Source organism: Acerihabitans sp. (genome assembly GCF_036398755.1).
GTDB lineage: Bacteria > Pseudomonadota > Gammaproteobacteria > Enterobacterales > Enterobacteriaceae > Acerihabitans.
Genome location: NZ_DASWOM010000123.1, coordinates 1 through 15,754 on the forward strand (window position 1 = coordinate 1; position 15,754 = coordinate 15,754).

The 15,754-nt window shown below is 56.9% G+C and carries 16 protein-coding genes and 2 pseudogenes; 9 read left to right on the forward strand and 9 right to left on the reverse strand.

What is annotated here, in order from left to right; translation table 11 throughout:
• Both VGC33_RS20195 and hemA read right to left on the reverse strand, forming a co-directional pair.
• Positions 1-538, reverse strand: a 538-nt coding sequence (locus tag VGC33_RS20195) for a PCRF domain-containing protein (RefSeq protein WP_331122564.1), incomplete at its 3' end; no start/stop codon positions are given.
• Between the two features lie 32 nt (positions 539-570).
• Entirely contained in the window at positions 571-1,827 is a 1,257-nt protein-coding gene (hemA, locus tag VGC33_RS20200) for a glutamyl-tRNA reductase (RefSeq protein WP_331122565.1), read from the reverse strand.
• 221 nt (positions 1,828-2,048) lie between these two features.
• Here hemA and lolB point away from each other — a divergent pair, with 221 nt between their 5' ends.
• From lolB to prs, 3 genes are all read left to right on the forward strand, one after another.
• Positions 2,049-2,672 carry a lipoprotein insertase outer membrane protein LolB gene (lolB, locus tag VGC33_RS20205; RefSeq protein WP_331122566.1) on the forward strand — a complete coding sequence of 208 codons (624 nt, stop codon included), beginning with the start codon at positions 2,049-2,051 and terminating at the stop codon, positions 2,670-2,672.
• Entirely contained in the window at positions 2,669-3,532 is an 864-nt protein-coding gene (gene ispE / locus VGC33_RS20210; RefSeq protein WP_331122567.1) for a 4-(cytidine 5'-diphospho)-2-C-methyl-D-erythritol kinase, read from the forward strand. The genes lolB and ispE overlap by 4 nt, the downstream gene beginning before the upstream one ends.
• 150 nt (positions 3,533-3,682) lie before the next feature.
• Positions 3,683-4,630, forward strand: a complete 948-nt coding sequence (gene prs, locus VGC33_RS20215; protein ID WP_331122568.1) for a ribose-phosphate diphosphokinase — start codon at positions 3,683-3,685, stop codon at positions 4,628-4,630.
• 362 nt (positions 4,631-4,992) lie between these two features.
• Here the strand turns inward: prs and ychH are convergent, their stop codons facing one another.
• Positions 4,993-5,262 (reverse strand): stress-induced protein YchH, encoded by a 270-nt coding sequence (ychH, locus tag VGC33_RS20220; RefSeq protein WP_331122569.1) that lies wholly within the window; start codon positions 5,260-5,262, stop codon positions 4,993-4,995.
• A gap of 251 nt (positions 5,263-5,513) precedes the next feature.
• Here ychH and VGC33_RS20225 point away from each other — a divergent pair, with 251 nt between their 5' ends.
• The gene (locus VGC33_RS20225; protein ID WP_331122570.1) at positions 5,514-5,636 is read left to right on the forward strand and encodes a hypothetical protein; all 123 of its coding nucleotides are present in this window, start codon (positions 5,514-5,516) and stop codon (positions 5,634-5,636) included.
• On the opposite strand, the gene VGC33_RS20230 is transcribed toward VGC33_RS20225, so the two are convergent.
• Complete coding sequence (locus VGC33_RS20230; protein ID WP_331122571.1) at positions 5,611-6,033, reverse strand: GNAT family N-acetyltransferase; 423 nt, start codon at positions 6,031-6,033, stop codon at positions 5,611-5,613. The genes VGC33_RS20225 and VGC33_RS20230 overlap by 26 nt on opposite strands.
• 292 nt (positions 6,034-6,325) lie before the next feature.
• Between VGC33_RS20230 and pth the strand changes: the two genes are divergently transcribed.
• Positions 6,326-6,910, forward strand: a complete 585-nt coding sequence (gene pth / locus VGC33_RS20235) for an aminoacyl-tRNA hydrolase (protein WP_331122572.1) — start codon at positions 6,326-6,328, stop codon at positions 6,908-6,910.
• A 14-nt stretch (positions 6,911-6,924) separates the two neighbouring features.
• Here pth and VGC33_RS20240 read toward each other — a convergent pair whose 3' ends face one another.
• Positions 6,925-8,400 (reverse strand): SulP family inorganic anion transporter, encoded by a 1,476-nt coding sequence (locus VGC33_RS20240; RefSeq protein WP_331122573.1) that lies wholly within the window; start codon positions 8,398-8,400, stop codon positions 6,925-6,927.
• Between the two features lie 296 nt (positions 8,401-8,696).
• On the opposite strand from VGC33_RS20240, the gene ychF reads away from it, so the two are divergent.
• Positions 8,697-9,788 (forward strand): redox-regulated ATPase YchF, encoded by a 1,092-nt coding sequence (gene ychF, locus VGC33_RS20245; protein ID WP_331122574.1) that lies wholly within the window; start codon positions 8,697-8,699, stop codon positions 9,786-9,788.
• 89 nt (positions 9,789-9,877) lie between these two features.
• Positions 9,878-10,072, forward strand: a pseudogene (locus VGC33_RS20250) (tyrosine-type recombinase/integrase); the annotation flags it as partial.
• Positions 10,073-10,165: 93 nt separating this feature from the next.
• Here VGC33_RS20250 and VGC33_RS20255 read toward each other — a convergent pair.
• Positions 10,166-10,372 (reverse strand): annotated as a pseudogene (locus VGC33_RS20255) (hypothetical protein); the annotation flags it as partial.
• Between the two features lie 190 nt (positions 10,373-10,562).
• Positions 10,563-11,297: an SDR family NAD(P)-dependent oxidoreductase gene (locus VGC33_RS20260; RefSeq protein WP_331122575.1), complete on the reverse strand. Its 735-nt coding sequence runs from the start codon at positions 11,295-11,297 to the stop codon at positions 10,563-10,565.
• 152 nt (positions 11,298-11,449) lie between these two features.
• Here VGC33_RS20260 and VGC33_RS20265 point away from each other — a divergent pair, with 152 nt between their 5' ends.
• Positions 11,450-12,025 (forward strand): TetR/AcrR family transcriptional regulator, encoded by a 576-nt coding sequence (locus VGC33_RS20265; protein WP_331122576.1) that lies wholly within the window; start codon positions 11,450-11,452, stop codon positions 12,023-12,025.
• A gap of 13 nt (positions 12,026-12,038) precedes the next feature.
• Here the strand turns inward: VGC33_RS20265 and VGC33_RS20270 are convergent, their stop codons facing one another.
• Complete coding sequence (locus VGC33_RS20270) at positions 12,039-13,307, reverse strand: flavin-containing monooxygenase (RefSeq protein ID WP_331122577.1); 1,269 nt, start codon at positions 13,305-13,307, stop codon at positions 12,039-12,041.
• Positions 13,308-14,323: 1,016 nt separating this feature from the next.
• On the opposite strand from VGC33_RS20270, the gene VGC33_RS20275 reads away from it, so the two are divergent.
• Positions 14,324-15,157 carry an EamA family transporter gene (locus VGC33_RS20275; RefSeq protein ID WP_331122578.1) on the forward strand — a complete coding sequence of 278 codons (834 nt, stop codon included), beginning with the start codon at positions 14,324-14,326 and terminating at the stop codon, positions 15,155-15,157.
• Here VGC33_RS20275 and VGC33_RS20280 read toward each other — a convergent pair.
• Positions 15,120-15,740: an ATP-dependent Clp protease proteolytic subunit gene (locus tag VGC33_RS20280; RefSeq protein WP_331122579.1), complete on the reverse strand. Its 621-nt coding sequence runs from the start codon at positions 15,738-15,740 to the stop codon at positions 15,120-15,122. The two genes, VGC33_RS20275 and VGC33_RS20280, sit on opposite strands and share 38 nt — an antisense overlap.
• Positions 15,741-15,754: the final 14 nt, after the last annotated feature.

The following is a 15,754-nucleotide window of genomic DNA, read 5'->3' on the forward strand; positions in this document are numbered from 1 at the left end:
CGGACTCGAACTTAAGCTGGCCGTAGGCGCCGTCGTTATCGATTTTGGCGATGACTTCTTTGTAGCCGCCGTGCTCACCGTCGCTGGCGCTGACGATCTCCACCCGCCAGCGCCGGGTTTCGGCAAACCGGCTATACATCCGGAACAGGTCGCCGGCGAAGATCGCCGCTTCGTCGCCGCCGGTGCCGGCCCGGACTTCCAGGAAACAGCCGCGTTCATCATCGGGGTCTTTTGGCAGCAACAGCAGTTGCAATTGTTGCTCAAGCTCCTCCTGCAAGGCCTTGGACTCTTTCAGTTCTTCTTGCGCCATGTCGCGCATTTCCGGGTCGTCCAGCATCGCTTCGGCGGTGTGGATATCCTCTTGCACCTGCTGCCAACGCTTAAAGGACGCGGTAACATCGGTCAGTTGCGCGTACTCTTTCGACAGCGCGCGAAATCTATCCTGATCGTTAATAATGCCGGCGTCGCCAAGCAATACCTCGACTTCTTCCTGGCGCTCTTGCAACGCTTCCAGTTTGGCAACGATAGAAGGCTTCATAGGTGATGGTTTTACCTTATTAGTATAATGAGCTAGTCCAGTCCCAGACTGTCCCGCAGGATTTGCAGCCGTTCGACATCACCGTCGCGGGCGGCCTGTTGCAGTGATTTGGTGGGCGCGTGGATAAGACGATTGGTCAGGCGATGGGCCATGTCGCGGATGACCACCTCAGGATCGGCGCCAAGCCTTATGGCCGCCACGGCGCGCTCCTCAATCTCCGCGCGCAGGCTATCGGCCTGGGAACGAAAATCGCGAATGGTTTCCACCGCGCTTTGCGCGCGCAGCCAGCCCATGAAATCCAGGCATTCCTGGGCGACGATGGTTTCGGCCTGTACGGCCGCCGATTGTCGCTGCGCCAGGTTCTTTTCGATAATGGCCTGCAGATCATCCACCGTGTAGAGATAGGCATTGGGGATCTTGCCCACTTCCGGCTCGATATCGCGCGGCACCGCGATATCCACCAGCAGCATCGGCTGGTTGCGGCGCTGTTTCATGGCCCGTTCGACCATGCCCTTGCCGATGATGGGAAAAGTGCTGGCGGTGGAGCTGATGATGATGTCGGCGTTGGCCAACTGAGCGTCAAGCTCGGACAGGCCGATGACCCGCGCCCCGACTTCGTCGGCCAGCAGTTGCGCCCGCGAGCGGGTGCGGTTGGCGATGACCAGCTGTTTGACATGGTGTTCGCGCAGATGCCGCGCCACAAGCTCGATGGTTTCACCGGCCCCGACCAGCAGCACCGTAACGTCGGCCAGGGATTCGAAAATCTGTCGCGCCAGGGTACAGGCGGCAAACGCCACCGATACCGCGTTGGAACCAATCTCCGTTTCAGTGCGCACCCGCTTGGCCACGGAAAAGGATTTCTGGAACAGGCGTTCCAGCTCACCGGAAACGGAATGGCCGCGCTGGGAATCCGCGAAGGCTTTTTTTACCTGCCCGAGTATCTGCGGCTCGCCCAGCACCATGGAGTCCAAACCGCTGGCAACGCGCATCAGATGGCTGACCGCGCCGTCGTTCAGGTGCCAATAGAGGCTTTGACGCACCTCGTCCGGCTGCAGATGGTGATAATCGCATAACCAGCTGACCAGCGATTCCTTGAAATTATCCTGTTGCGCCAGACTTAGGTATAATTCGGTCCGGTTGCACGTAGACAGCACCACGCCGCCCCGCACCAGGGGCTGCTGGAGCAGACTGACCAGCGCCAGGTCAAGGGTTTCGGGCGAAAACGCTATCCGCTCGCGTAACGCAATCGGCGCTGTTTTATGATTTATACCTAATGCAAGCAGGGTCATGGAATACGGCTATTAAATAATACGAGTGTTAGTATGGTTATGGTTTGAGTGCATTCTACTTGATGCGCGTGATCAAGAAAAGTCACACCGCATTTTCGACCCATCCCGGCGTGATGCCGGTAATGAAATAAATGCCGCCTAGGGTGAAAATTGACGCTATCATGGTTTTAATCACCCGACTAAACGCCTTACACACGAGAAAATTAAGGAAGCAGTTCCCTATGCCGAAGCGTATTCCAGCCTTCTACCGCGTACTGCCGCTGGCCGGCCTGCTATTGGCCGCCTGTAGCGTCCACACACCCTCCGGCCCGGCAAAAAGCCAAACCTCGCCTGAATGGCAGCAACATCAACAATCGGTGTCGCAGCTGTCGAGCTACCAAACGCGCGGCTCTTTCGCCTATATCTCGGGCCAGCAAAAAGTCTATGCCCGCTTCAATTGGCAGCAAACCGGCGCCGATCGCTACCGGCTGCTGCTGACCAATCCGCTCGGCAGTACCGAAATGGATTTAAACGTTCAGCCGGGTATGGCGCAGATTACCAACAACCAGGGCAAAAAATATGTCAGTAACGATCCGCAGCAGATGATTCAGAAACTGACCGGCATGAACATTCCCCTCGACAACCTGCGCAAGTGGATGCTCGGGCTGCCGGGCGACGCCACCGATTTCACCCTCGATGCGCGCGGCTTGCTCAAACAGGTCAATTACCATCAGGATGGGCAGCAATGGACCGTGGTCTACCTGGGCTACCACGACGACAGCCGTCCGGTGCTGCCGGCCAATCTGGAACTGCGCCAGGGCGACCAGCGCATCAAACTTAAAATGGACAGCTGGAACCTGCAATGATTCACCAGTGGCCGGCGCCGGCCAAACTCAATTTGTTTTTATATATCACCGGCCGGCGTCCCGACGGCTATCATCTGCTGCAAACGCTGTTCCAGTTTCTTGACTACGGCGACACGCTGACCATAGAACCGGCCGCGGACGGGGCTATTCGCCTGTTGACGCCGCTTCCCGGCGTGCGGGACGAGGATAATCTCATCGTCAGGGCGGCGCGGCTGCTACAGCGTCACCGTTGGGGCGGGGGAAAAAATAATTTTGCCCCGCCCGGCGCCGGGATCCGCCTGGAAAAACGCCTGCCGATGGGCGGCGGACTGGGCGGGGGATCCTCCGACGCGGCGACAGTGCTGGTGGCCCTTAATCATATGTGGCAATGTGGTCTGGAACACGAAGAGCTGGCACGGCTCGGCCTATCGCTTGGCGCCGACGTACCGGTGTTCGTGCGGGGCCACGCGGCCTTCGCCGAGGGAATTGGCGAAATATTGACCCCTGCCGATCCGCCGGAAAAATGGTACCTGGTTACCCTGCCCGGCGTGAGTATTTCAACGCCGGTGATTTTTGCCGATCCGGCGTTAAAAAGAGATACGCCGGTACGCTCGCTGACCGACTTATTATCCCGGCCTTTTCATAATGATTGTGAGCCAATCGCAAGAAAACATTTTTACGAGGTTGAACAGCATCTTTCATGGCTGTTAGAATACGCGCCGTCGCGACTGACTGGCACCGGTGCTTGTGTATTTGCCGAATTCGATACCGAGGCCGCCGCCCGTCAGGTGCTTGAGCATGCCCCGGCATGGATGCGTGGTTTTGTGGCCCGAGGCGTTAACGTCTCGCCGCTGCATAGCGCGTTGGCCGGGGCGCATTAAGATAGTCGGGCCTTTTACCGCCCAAAGCGGTCGGTTACGCCCGATTATCTTAATTATCTATACCCGTGTGGCATTGCCCTGTATGGCGCTCCGGTCCCGAGTGTTATGCTGTGCAATACCTTCTCTGGACGCAAGCCTGAGGTTCTTCTCGTGCCTGATATGAAGCTTTTTGCTGGTAACGCCACCCCCGAACTAGCACAACGTATTGCCAACCGTTTATACACCAGTCTTGGTGACGCCGCTGTAGGTCGCTTTAGCGACGGCGAAGTCAGCGTGCAAATCAATGAAAATGTACGCGGTGGTGATATTTTCATCATCCAGTCCACCTGTGCGCCAACCAATGACAACCTGATGGAACTGGTGGTCATGGTCGACGCGTTACGCCGCGCGTCAGCCGGTCGTATTACCGCTGTTATCCCCTACTTTGGTTATGCCCGCCAGGATCGTCGCGTGCGCTCCGCACGCGTGCCCATCACCGCGAAAGTGGTGGCGGACTTTTTATCAAGCGTAGGGGTAGACCGTGTTTTGACGGTGGACCTGCACGCGGAACAAATCCAGGGCTTCTTTGATGTCCCGGTCGACAATGTCTTCGGCAGCCCGATTCTGCTGGAGGATATGCTGCAGCAGGATTTGGAAAATCCGATTGTGGTGTCGCCGGATATCGGCGGCGTGGTTCGCGCCCGCGCCATCGCCAAACTGCTGAACGATACCGATATGGCCATCATCGATAAACGCCGCCCGCGCGCAAACGTTTCCCAGGTGATGCATATCATCGGCGACGTTGCGGGCCGCGACTGCGTGCTTGTCGACGATATGATCGATACCGGCGGCACGCTGTGCAAAGCGGCGGAAGCGCTCAAGGATCGAGGCGCGAAACGCGTTTTCGCTTATGCCACTCACCCGATTTTTTCCGGTAATGCGTTCGACAACATCAAGAATTCGGTTATCGATGAAGTGATAGTGTGCGACACCATTCCCCTGGATCCGAAAATCAAAGCGTTGCCCAACGTGCGTACCCTGACGTTGTCCGGCATGCTGGCAGAGGCTATCCGGCGCATTAGCAACGAAGAATCCATTTCCGCCATGTTTGAGCATTGATAGCGACCGGCGTTGCCGCTGCGGCGGCGCGCCCGGCTTTACCCCCAGCCTCTCGACGCGCGGCACGCATGTGCGCCGGAGGATGTAATCCGGCTACGGGCCGTCAGGCCCGCCCGTTTTGTGGTTACTTGTAAAAAGACAAAAAAATCCCAAACCGGCAAGGCAGGTTCAGGATAGGGAAAAACCAGTCATTAATGATCGTAACCTATGTCGTTATTTTTTGGATGTTATCGCCCGATTTTAACGCGCAGTGTGAGACATAAGCCACCGTTGTAATGGCGGCGCTAAATGACAGGTTGCCAGCCAGCGGCGCAATCATGCGTTCCGCCGGAGCAATGCCATGACAAATCATGGCATGATGATTAACGATGTCCCGACCGACGGCAGCGCGCGTCAAACCGGCGATGCCACCAGTAACGGTCGCTGATACGTTCGTGTCCGCCCATGCGGGCGCCGGCTACCCATAACAGGGCGCCGATAAAAATACCCATTACGGCGCTATGCGCGACCAGCGGGGTAAAGTGTAACTGGGGCAGTTGATTCAATACCGAGCAGGCGAGCCCGCCGAGCATCATAATCATACCCACGCCCATCAAGCCGTTGCCACATAAGAGTGCTGATTTGCGTTTCATCGTTCACCTCCGGGTTACTCAATGAAATCGTGATGTCTTCATCCGTCGTCCTTATCAATCTGTGTAAAGTATAGTCAATATTGTGCTTTAGGCATCGTGTCCGCGATCACAGAGTTGACAATTAATCACACAAATCATTTTTCCCTGTCTTTCTGTTTTTTAAGGAAATTGATCGCGATCAATGTACCAGTCAATCCTGTACGAGCGGCGGATATTGCGGCTTTTTTGAAGGGTCGATCACAGCCGGGCAAGTGGCAAGGCGCCATGATCGGGTCAGGCAAGAGGAGGTGATTATGTATACCGACGATCTTGAAGTCATCAGCAGCATGGGATTGGCGCTGGCGATCATTATTCTGTTTTGCGCGTTGCTGTAACACTCGCACCCTGGCGGCGGTAGAACTCTACGGCGTTAGGCGTGGATGACAGCGTTAAACGCTTCATTTTCCGGCTTGTCGCCTCGCTGACGATCCGAGCCAGGATACGCGCGGCATAGCCCCTGCCCTGATACGCCGGCAGGGTAAAAATTGCCTCCACCGTCTGCTGCTTCAAATCCAGGAATCCCGTTGCCACCGGCCCGCCGGCGGCGGTATCGGTAACGACGAAAAACGGATTTTGCGTGATGCAGGCAAGATAGCCCGCAGGCATGACCTGTGGCGTAAAGGCGCTGATGGCGTCGGCATCGTATACCTGCGCGCACCCCGCCCATACGGCCTGATTGCGAATATCCCATAACCCCTGCGCCTCTTCGGGGCGCGCCAGCCGCAGTTCCATGATGTTCCTTTTTAAGTTTGACCCTCTATGCATCATCATATTATGTCCCGCAATCCCGCAGCAGCGAAAGGGTGTTTTTTCGATGTTTCAGGTGGCCGGCAAGACCTGAGACAAATCCAGAGCGCAGGCCGGGTTAATAACACTTCACTAAGTCGCCGCGGGGCAAATCTGTTAACATGACCGACTGGCATTATCGCCGCGGGTACCGCCTGCGTGCTGGACTACGGCCGCCTGAATTCCCGCAATGCGTTGAGCTGTTTAAATTATTGTAATTGTAGAGAATGATACCCTAATGACTATCAAGCTGATTGTTGGCCTGGCGAACCCGGGCGCGGAATATGCCGCCACCCGCCATAACGCGGGCGCCTGGTATGTTGACCTGCTGGCGGAACAGTTTCGCCAGCCGTTGAAGGAAGAAAGCAAATTTTACGGCTATACCGCCCGCCTTTCGCTTGCCGGACAGGACGTCAGGCTGCTGGTGCCGACCACCTTTATGAACCTGAGCGGCAAGGCGGTCGCCGCTGTTGCGACCTTTTACCGCATCCTGCCGGAGGAAATCCTGGTGGCGCACGATGAGCTGGATCTGCTGCCCGGCAACGCCCGGCTAAAGCTTGGCGGCGGACACGGCGGCCATAACGGCCTGAAGGATATCATCAGCCGGCTGGGCAATAACCCTGCCTTTCACCGCCTGCGCATCGGCATCGGCCATCCGGGCGACAAAAACAAAGTGGTCGGTTTTGTGCTGGGCAAACCGCCGGCCAGCGAGCTGGCCTTAATCGATCAAGCCATAACCGAAGCGGTAAAATGCACCGAGATCCTGATCCAGGAGGGCCAGGTAAAGGCCATGAACCGCCTGCACAGCTTTAAAGCCGCCTGAACACCGGGCCGGTGCTATTCACAGGCGACGTTATAGGTAGGATCATCGAGCTCATGGCTGCAAAACGGTCCGGCGCGGCGTAATAAGGTGATGCAGTCGTCGCTGAGATGTCGTAACCGGATCTGCTTGCCCGCCGCCAGATAACGCGCGGTCAGTTTATCAACGGCCTCGACGCCGCTGGCGTCCATCACCCGGGTATGGGCAAAATCCAATACCACCCGCCGCGGGTCGTCCTGGGGATGAAACAGCTCGGCGAATGCGGTGGCGGAGCCAAAAAACAGCGGCCCGTTCAAATGATACACCACTTCCTCCGCGCGGTGTTCCGTCCGGTCAATGCGTATGCGGGCCTGCTTCCAGGCGAAAACCAAGGCCGAAATAATCACCCCGGAGACAACCGCCACCGCCAGATCGGTGAAGATGGTGATAACCGACACCGCCACCATAACCAGCGCATCGGCCTTGGGCATCCGGCGGATACGGCGCAGCGAGCTCCACTCGAAGGTATTGATGCAGACCATAAACATGATGCCCACAAGCGACGCCACCGGCAGCACGGCAATATAATCAGCCAGGCTGACGACAAAGACAATCAACAATACCGCCGCCAGCGCGCTGGAAAGCCGGCTGCGGCCGCCGGAGGTGAAATTGATAATCGACTGCCCTATCATCGCGCAGCCGGCAAAGCTGCCGAACAACCCGCACAGGATATTGCCTGCGCCCTGCGCCAGGCATTCGCGATTGCCCGCGCCTTTTTTACCGCCCATTTCATCCAGCACGGTTAACGTCAGCAAGGATTCAATCAGGCCGACAAACGCGATAATCACGGCATAGGGTAATACCACTTTTAGCGTGGCGAGATTGAGGGGAACGTCCGGCAACGAGAATACCGGCAGGCCGCCGGCGATATTCGCCAAATCGCCGACGCGTTTGGTGTCGATGTCCAGGCCGATAACCAGGCCGCTTATCACCAGCAATGCCGCCAGCGAGCCGGGAATAGCACCGCTGATTTTCGGGAAACCCCAAACGATAAGCATAGACAACGCCACCAGCGAATACATCAACACGCCTTGCCCTTTGATCATCGGCAATTGAGCCAGCATGATAACGATCGCCAGTCCGTTGACAAAACCGAATATGGCCGGCAAAGGTACCAGGCGGATGAATTTGCCCAGCCGCAGTAAGCCGATCAGGACTTGTATCGCCCCGGCCAACAGCGTAGCCCATAATACATAACCCAGGCTATACTGTGCGGCAAGGCTTGCCAAGACCACCACAATGGCGCCGGTCGCGCCGGAAATCATACCGGGTTTGCCGCCGAATAACGCGGTGACCAGTCCCAGGATAAACGCGGTGTGCAGACCAATAATGGGTGATAATCCGGCCACCAGCGAAAATGCCACCGCTTCCGGGATTAAGGCCACCGCCACCACCGAACCGGACAAAATATCGTTCTTAACGTCATTGATCCGTAATGATTTCAGGTAAAACATGTAGTTATTCCAGATTAACCAATTTATTAACAATGTAAAGTATCCCGGTTAACCGCCCGGATCTCAAGCAATTCGTCCCGCGCTGCGGTATAAGCATCGGCAGCAACGGCCCGGGAATGGCGGCATTTTCCTCACACCGGGCGATACACCTTGCGACGCGCCCCTCAAGGCGACGTCCAATGCGCAGCCAATCGAGTTATGATTGTTTTGTGTGTATAATGGGGCATTAAGGTAATGATAATAGTGTTATTCAACATTAACCATCTGATAATAAAGCTATTTAAGGTAATATAACCATGGGTTTTAAATGCGGTATTGTGGGTCTGCCGAACGTGGGCAAGTCCACGCTGTTCAATGCATTGACCAAAGCGGGCATTGAAGCGGCCAATTTCCCGTTCTGTACCATTGAACCGAACACCGGCGTGGTGCCGATGCCCGATCCGCGCATGGATCAGCTGGCGGCCATCGTCAAGCCGCAGCGTATTGTACCGACCACCATGGAATTTGTTGATATCGCCGGCCTGGTCAAAGGGGCGTCCAAGGGCGAAGGCCTGGGCAACCAGTTCCTGACCAATATCCGCGAGACCGAGGCCATCGGCCACGTGGTGCGCTGCTTTGAAAACGATAATATTATTCACGTCGCCGGCAAAGTCGATCCGGCGGATGATATCGATGTGATCAATACCGAACTGGCGCTGTCCGATCTGGATGCCTGTGAGCGCGCCATCTTCCGGGTGCAAAAACGCGCCAAGGGCGGCGACAAGGATGCCAAAATCGAGCTGTCCGCGCTGGAAAAATGCCTGCCGCACCTGAGCAACGCCGGCATGTTGCGCTCCCTCGATTTGACCGGGGAAGAAAAAGCGTCCATCCGTTATCTCAGCTTCCTGACGCTTAAGCCGACCATGTATATCGCCAACGTCAATGAAGACGGCTACGAAAATAATCCCTACCTGGACAAAGTACGGGCGATAGCCGCCGCGGAAGGCTCGGTGGTGGTGGCGATTTGCGCGGCGGTGGAATCCGATATCGCGGAGCTGGAAGATGACGAGCGCGCGGAGTTCATGGCCGAGCTGGGGCTGGAAGAACCGGGCCTGAACCGGGTTATCCGCGCCGGCTACGATTTGCTGAATCTGCAAACCTACTTTACCGCCGGGGTTAAGGAAGTTCGCGCCTGGACTATCCCGGTCGGCGCCACCGCGCCGCAGGCGGCCGGTAAAATCCATACCGATTTTGAAAAAGGCTTTATCCGCGCGCAGACCATCGCCTTCGAAGACTTTATCGCCTATAAAGGCGAGCAAGGCGCCAAGGAAGCCGGCAAGATGCGCTCCGAAGGCAAGGAATATATCGTCAAGGACGGCGATGTGATGAACTTTTTGTTTAACGTTTAAATAGGTAACTTAATTTCAAAACGTCTCACGGCGTCTCGAAATATATAATAATCACTTAGCGTCCACGCACTTGCGTGGACTTTTTTTTCTTTCCGGGGCGGGATAAGCCAGTTGCTGGGGCAATGTCTACCCACACACTCCGTCAGTTACTGCATGACTTAGGTTAAAGTGGAATATATAACCCTCAGGGTACGCGTACCACTGGCAATACTCGTTTAAATGAAATGGGGTACGGATCAGATGCGATTAAAGCCCAGCTTGCTCATGCTGATTCAAAGGCTGTTGGGGGATCGTAGAACCATGCTACTCACGAAAAGCTGTCTGTCGGTTGGTTTGTGGTGGACGCTCAGCGCTGCGCTGGCGGGCAGCATTTTTCAGATTTGCAAACGCTCTTCCAGCAGATATTTCAACTCAACCGGTGCTTTCCAGGCCGCCTGCGGCATATGCTGCGATACGCCGGTGAACGGGTCCACCTGGCCACGCACCGCAAGCGCCAGATTAATTTTATGGTTTGGCCACTGCTGACTTATCCGGCGCCATAGCGCTTCGATTGCCGCCAGCAGCTGGTCTGGTGTTATGGCGCTGCAACGGTTATCGCCTTTTATGGCGTGACGGTAACGCTTGGCTCATGGCTGGCCGGCTCACTCTCAACCCTGTTTGGCCCACGCCGTGTCATGGTGTTGGGCGGCATCATATGGATTGTGTTTGAAATACTGTTCCTTGCGTTTGCGCTGCCGGGGAAAAGCGTAATGGGCGTCGCGCTGACCTACGATTTCAGATGGCGGAGGTGCCGCCGTCGACATACAGCTCCACCCCATTCACGAAGCTAGATTCGTCGGAAGCAAGAAACAGCGCGACCGCCGCAATTTCCCCAGGTTCCCCCATCTTTCCCCGCGGAACCAGGGATTCGAAATACCGCTTCGTTTCGTCGTCGAAGATTTGCTCCTGAATCGGTGTGGCGATCTGCCCCGGGCTCAGCACATTCACCCGGATTTTCCGGCCCTTCAATTCGTTGAGCCACCCGCGCGCGAATGCGAGCAACGTCGCCTTGCTGGCCGCGTACACGCTGAAACCGGGAAACCCTTTGATTGAAGCAATTGACCCGGTCATGAATATCGACCCGCCGTCGTTAAACAGCGGCAACGCCTTTTGAACCGTAAACAGCGTGCCGCGCGCATTCAGGCCAAATGTCGCATCGAAGTGCTGCTCGGTAATCTCGCCCAGTGGGACGGCTTCGCCCGTGCCGGCGCTCGCGTACAGGACGTCTATACTGCCCTTTTCCCGCTTGACCGTGTCAAACAGGCGGTCGAGGTCGTCCAGATTGGACGCGTCGCCACGCACGCCGGTCACGTTGCGGCCAATCAGCCTGACGGCCTCGTCGAGCGTCTCCTGCCGGCGGCCGGTGATGAAAACATAGGCGCCTTCTTCCACAAACCGCTTGGCGCTCGCCAGCGCCATGCCGCTCGATCCACCCGTGACGACCGCAACCTTACCTTCAAGCTTTCCCATGATTTTCTACCTTTCATTGTGTTGGACGGCATCCCTGTTGCCATTGGCACAAGGACGTTATATCTTGTGTATCACTGATCCAGATCTTTATGCGCCAATCCGGACCAGTGATCCAAATATACGGATCACCGGTCCACTTGTCAAGGTAACCTATGCGCGCCGACGCCCAAAAAAATTACTGCCTCCTGCTTGCGGTCGCGCGTGAGGTCGTCACCGAACATGGCGCCGATGCGTCCATGCGCGATATCGCCCGTCGGGCCGGCGTCGGGTTGGCCACGCTGCTTCGTCATTTCCCGACGCGAGAAACCCTGTTCGAAGCCTTGCTGCGCGACAATCTGGAGGCGCTGACGCACAAGGCAGGCGAACTCGAAACGTCGAGTCCACCTGATGAAGCACTGGTGTCCTGGTTTCGCGTAGGGGTGGCGTTCGTTAATAGCTACAGCGGCGTTGTCGCCTTGATGGCGAGCGCCCACGCCGACCCTGACTCCGCGCTTTATGCCCCCTGCAAAGCGGTGCGCTCAGCGGGCGCGCGACTCCTGCACAGCGCTCAGGCCGAGGGAACGGCGCGCCCCGATATGGATGCGGACGACCTGTTCGCCCTGATGTCGGCGCTCGGCTGGCTGGCCGGCCAGCCCGGCTTCGCGCCACGGGGGGAGCATCTGTTTCATATTATCACCGGCGCCATCCTGACAAATCATGCTGGCAACGCCATCAAGAAGGCTACCTAAGCGCCGGCGAGCGCTACGGCTGCTCAGAGGCGCTTTGGTACTGCTGATACCGGCGCTGTGTGGCAATGTGATCGGCAATGTACTTCGCGTCATGCCAGACGCCCCAGATAAATGCGGAACCACGGCGTGAAAGCCAGGGCAATCCGAGGAAATACACGCCGGGCTCCCTGGCTACCCCGCGATGATGAAGCGGCTTGTTTTGCGCATCAAAGGTATCCACTTCCAACCAGCTGTAGTCGGCCTGATAGCCGGTAGCCCAGATAATCGAGCCGATGCCTGCCGCCGCCAGATCCAGTTCAAGCACCGGTTGCGTGAGGCAGTCGGGATCGGGCAAAAAGTGTCGGGCCGCGGGTTCTTCCGGCAGCAACGATCCATTGCGGACAATCCACGCATCGGCGGCATCCAGCAACGAGAGATAGTTTTCATCGCCACGTGCGATGTGCCGCGCCAGGTCCGGTTGAAAGCTGACCACATCCCCGGCGAACGATTGGGTCATGCCGACCAGTTGTACGCCCTGTCGAGCCAGCCGGCGGAAATCAACGGTATAACCGCCGCGTGCGCCGCTGACGGCAATGGTGACATGCGCTTTACCCGGCTTGCCGGCCGGGGCATCCCAGAGACCCAGCACACCCAGCCACCAGCAGAAGTCGCGGTTACGATAGGCGCGCGGCGGCCGGTCATGGGGGCCGACCGAAAGCCAGACTTTCCTGCCCGCGCACCGTAATTCATCGGCAATCTGCACGCCCGATGAGCCGGCGCCCACCACCAGCACGCCCCCGGCGGGCAGTTGCCGGGGATGTTGGTACTGCGCGGAGTGTATTTGATGGATGCGGCCACCCGGCGGGGCCATCGCGGGGATGACCGGGCGCTGGAACGGCCCCGTCGCCGCCACGATGCGCTGCGCCTCGATGATGCCCGCCGCGCTTTCAACGGTAAAACCGGGACGGTGCTGATTGCGCCGTGCCCGCGTCACCTCAACGCCGGTACGGATCGGCGCATTGAATTTTTCCGCATAGGCGACAAAATAGTCGGCCACCTGTTCCTTGGGAACAAAACCGTCGGGTTGGCAATGCGCATAAGCCATGCCCGGAAAGCGGTCATGCCAGGCGGGCCCGTTGGTCACCAGCGATGCCCAGCGGCCGCTGCGCCATGCTTGCGCGATGCGATGTTTCTCCAAGACGAGATGTGGGATGCCAAGACGGCTCAGGTGTTCACTGATCGCAACGCCCGCCTGGCCCGCCCCGACGACCAGGGTGTCTGTTACCGTTTTTTTATCTGTCATTCCGACGTCCTTCAGGCAGCCATAAATAGGCTAATGATCACGCCGATGGCATGTAAGGAGAATAACCATGTCATTCAATAGTAAATTGCGGATAAAGCGGATCGGCAAAAAGCATGGTCATATCCGGCTGTTGCAGACGCTCGATTTGCCGGTTATCTAATATTTGCCGCTGACGCTGCCGGGTATTTCGTTTTGCCGGGGGCTGTACCCATTCCCTCTCGTTTTCAGTCTTGACGGGGAAAAAATCGCAGCGTTAATGAGATACGATGAACTCGGTTGCGAGCGCCGCCGCTAAAAAAATCAATGGCGGTGGCCCACATCGGGATCTCACAACCGGGTCTCAACTGTTCCCGGCCAGCCCTTAAGCTGCCCGACCTGAGCCACCATTGACTGTACAGACGAGCATAAGCTTGCTGTGCAATGATTACGTGGAAGACGACATAATACAACCTGCATATTATACCGCTGTTTAAACCTAAGGGATTGAGAGCCTCGGCATTATATGACTATATGCCGGGTTATAATAACGGAATATTTTACACAATGGCAAGCGAAAAATAAAAAATTTACTCGTTATCATATTAATATAATCAATGGCTTAAGGAATATTTCTTATGTATATGGGGCAAAAACCCGGCAAATCATCCTGTGGGAATAGCCATTATCGATAACATTGAACCCCATGCAGGCTTAATTAATTTTAGGTAAAGTCACACCTTATCCAATATTAATTATGCTAATCCATTTATTAGCAGTTCTATTTAAACAACAAACAACATCCGTTCCTTTACGCGCCCTGTGGTAAATAACAACCTTATTTAGCGTCGAATACGTTTACTGGAAACCTGAACGGGACGCGCGGGCGCCGCCGCTACTCTGCCCCATAGCCGAAAAATTGTTTTATCCCTTCAGCATGAGCATTTGATTTCATGGGCCATTATGCGGCATGCTGTTTTATCATCTGCATACCGCATTATATCTATGACACTCTTTTACTTCTCTGGGCGGTGGCGCGCATGACCGCGTTGGTCTTTAGCGTAGTGCTGTTTGCCGCGGTGTTGCACGCCTCCTGGAATGCGGTGGTTAAAGGCGGCGCCGACACGCTGCTGACCACGATACTGGTCACCGCTTGCGCTTCGCTGATCGCCGCCCTGGCGCTGCCGTTCCTGCCCGCCCCCGCCAGGCAAAGCTGGCCTTTTATCGGCGCGTCGGCCCTGCTGCAGATCCTGTATTTTTGCCTGGTGGCGAAAACCTATCGCATCGCCGACATGAGCCAGACCTATCCCTTGATGCGCGGCAGCGCACCGCTTATCGTGGCGGCGACCGGCGCGTTATTTTTTGGCATATTACTGACGCCGACCGCATGGCTGGGAATAAGCATTATTTGCGCTGGCATACTCAGCATGGCCGTATTCGCGCGCGGGCAAGACATCAAAGGCCTGGGCCTGGCGTTGCTCAATGCCGGGGTTATCGCGGGTTATACCCTTATTGACGGGACAGGGGTGCGCCTGTCCGGCGCTCCCGCCGCCTATACGCTGTGGATTTTCCTGTTTACCGGCGCGCCCCTGCTTGCCTGGACCCTCTTCAGGCGACGCGCGGCGACAAAAGACTATTTCGTCGCCCATTGGCATCTCGGCATGGCGGGCGGGTTTGGCACCCTCGCCTCCTATGGGCTGGCGCTGTGGGCCATGACGGTCGCGCCCGTCGCGGTGGTTGCCGCGCTGCGGGAAACTTCCATTGTGTTTGCCCTCGTTCTTTCGGGGCTGGTCTTGCGCGAGCGCATACGTCCATCACGGCTGGTGGCGGTGTGCATTATCGCCGCCGGCGCGGGGGTACTGCGGTTCGCTTGAAAAGGATGCGATCGATTAATCCCCACGCCAGCGCTTCCTCCGCGGTCATGAAACGGTCGCGATCGAGGGTACGCTCAACCTCTGCATAGGCGCGTCCGCAATGCTCGGCGTACAGGCGCGTGATCCGGCGTTTGGTCTGCTGCATTTCCTCGGCGTGGATAAAAATGTCCGATGCCTGTCCCTGGAAACCGCCCAACGGCTGATGCACGTGCAAACTTGCGTTGGGCAGCGCGACACGCTGGCCCGGCTCGCCCGCCATCAGCAGAAACGATCCCATTGAGCGCGCGGTGCCCAGGCAAAGGGTATGGACCGGCGCCTTGATGAACCGCATGGTGTCATATATGGCGAAACCGCTGGTGACCACGCCGCCGGGCGAATTGATATACAGATGGATGGGCTTTTCCGGATTCTCGGCTTCGAGGAACAGGAGCTGGGCGCAGACCAGGGCGGCCTGCGTATCCTCCACTTCGCCGTTCAGGAAGATAATGCGCTCACGCAGCAGCCGTGAATAGATATCGAACGATCGTTCCCCACGGCTGGATTGCTCGACCACCATCGGGATGAGTTGCAGCGCTTCGCGCATGGACGGCTCCTTTT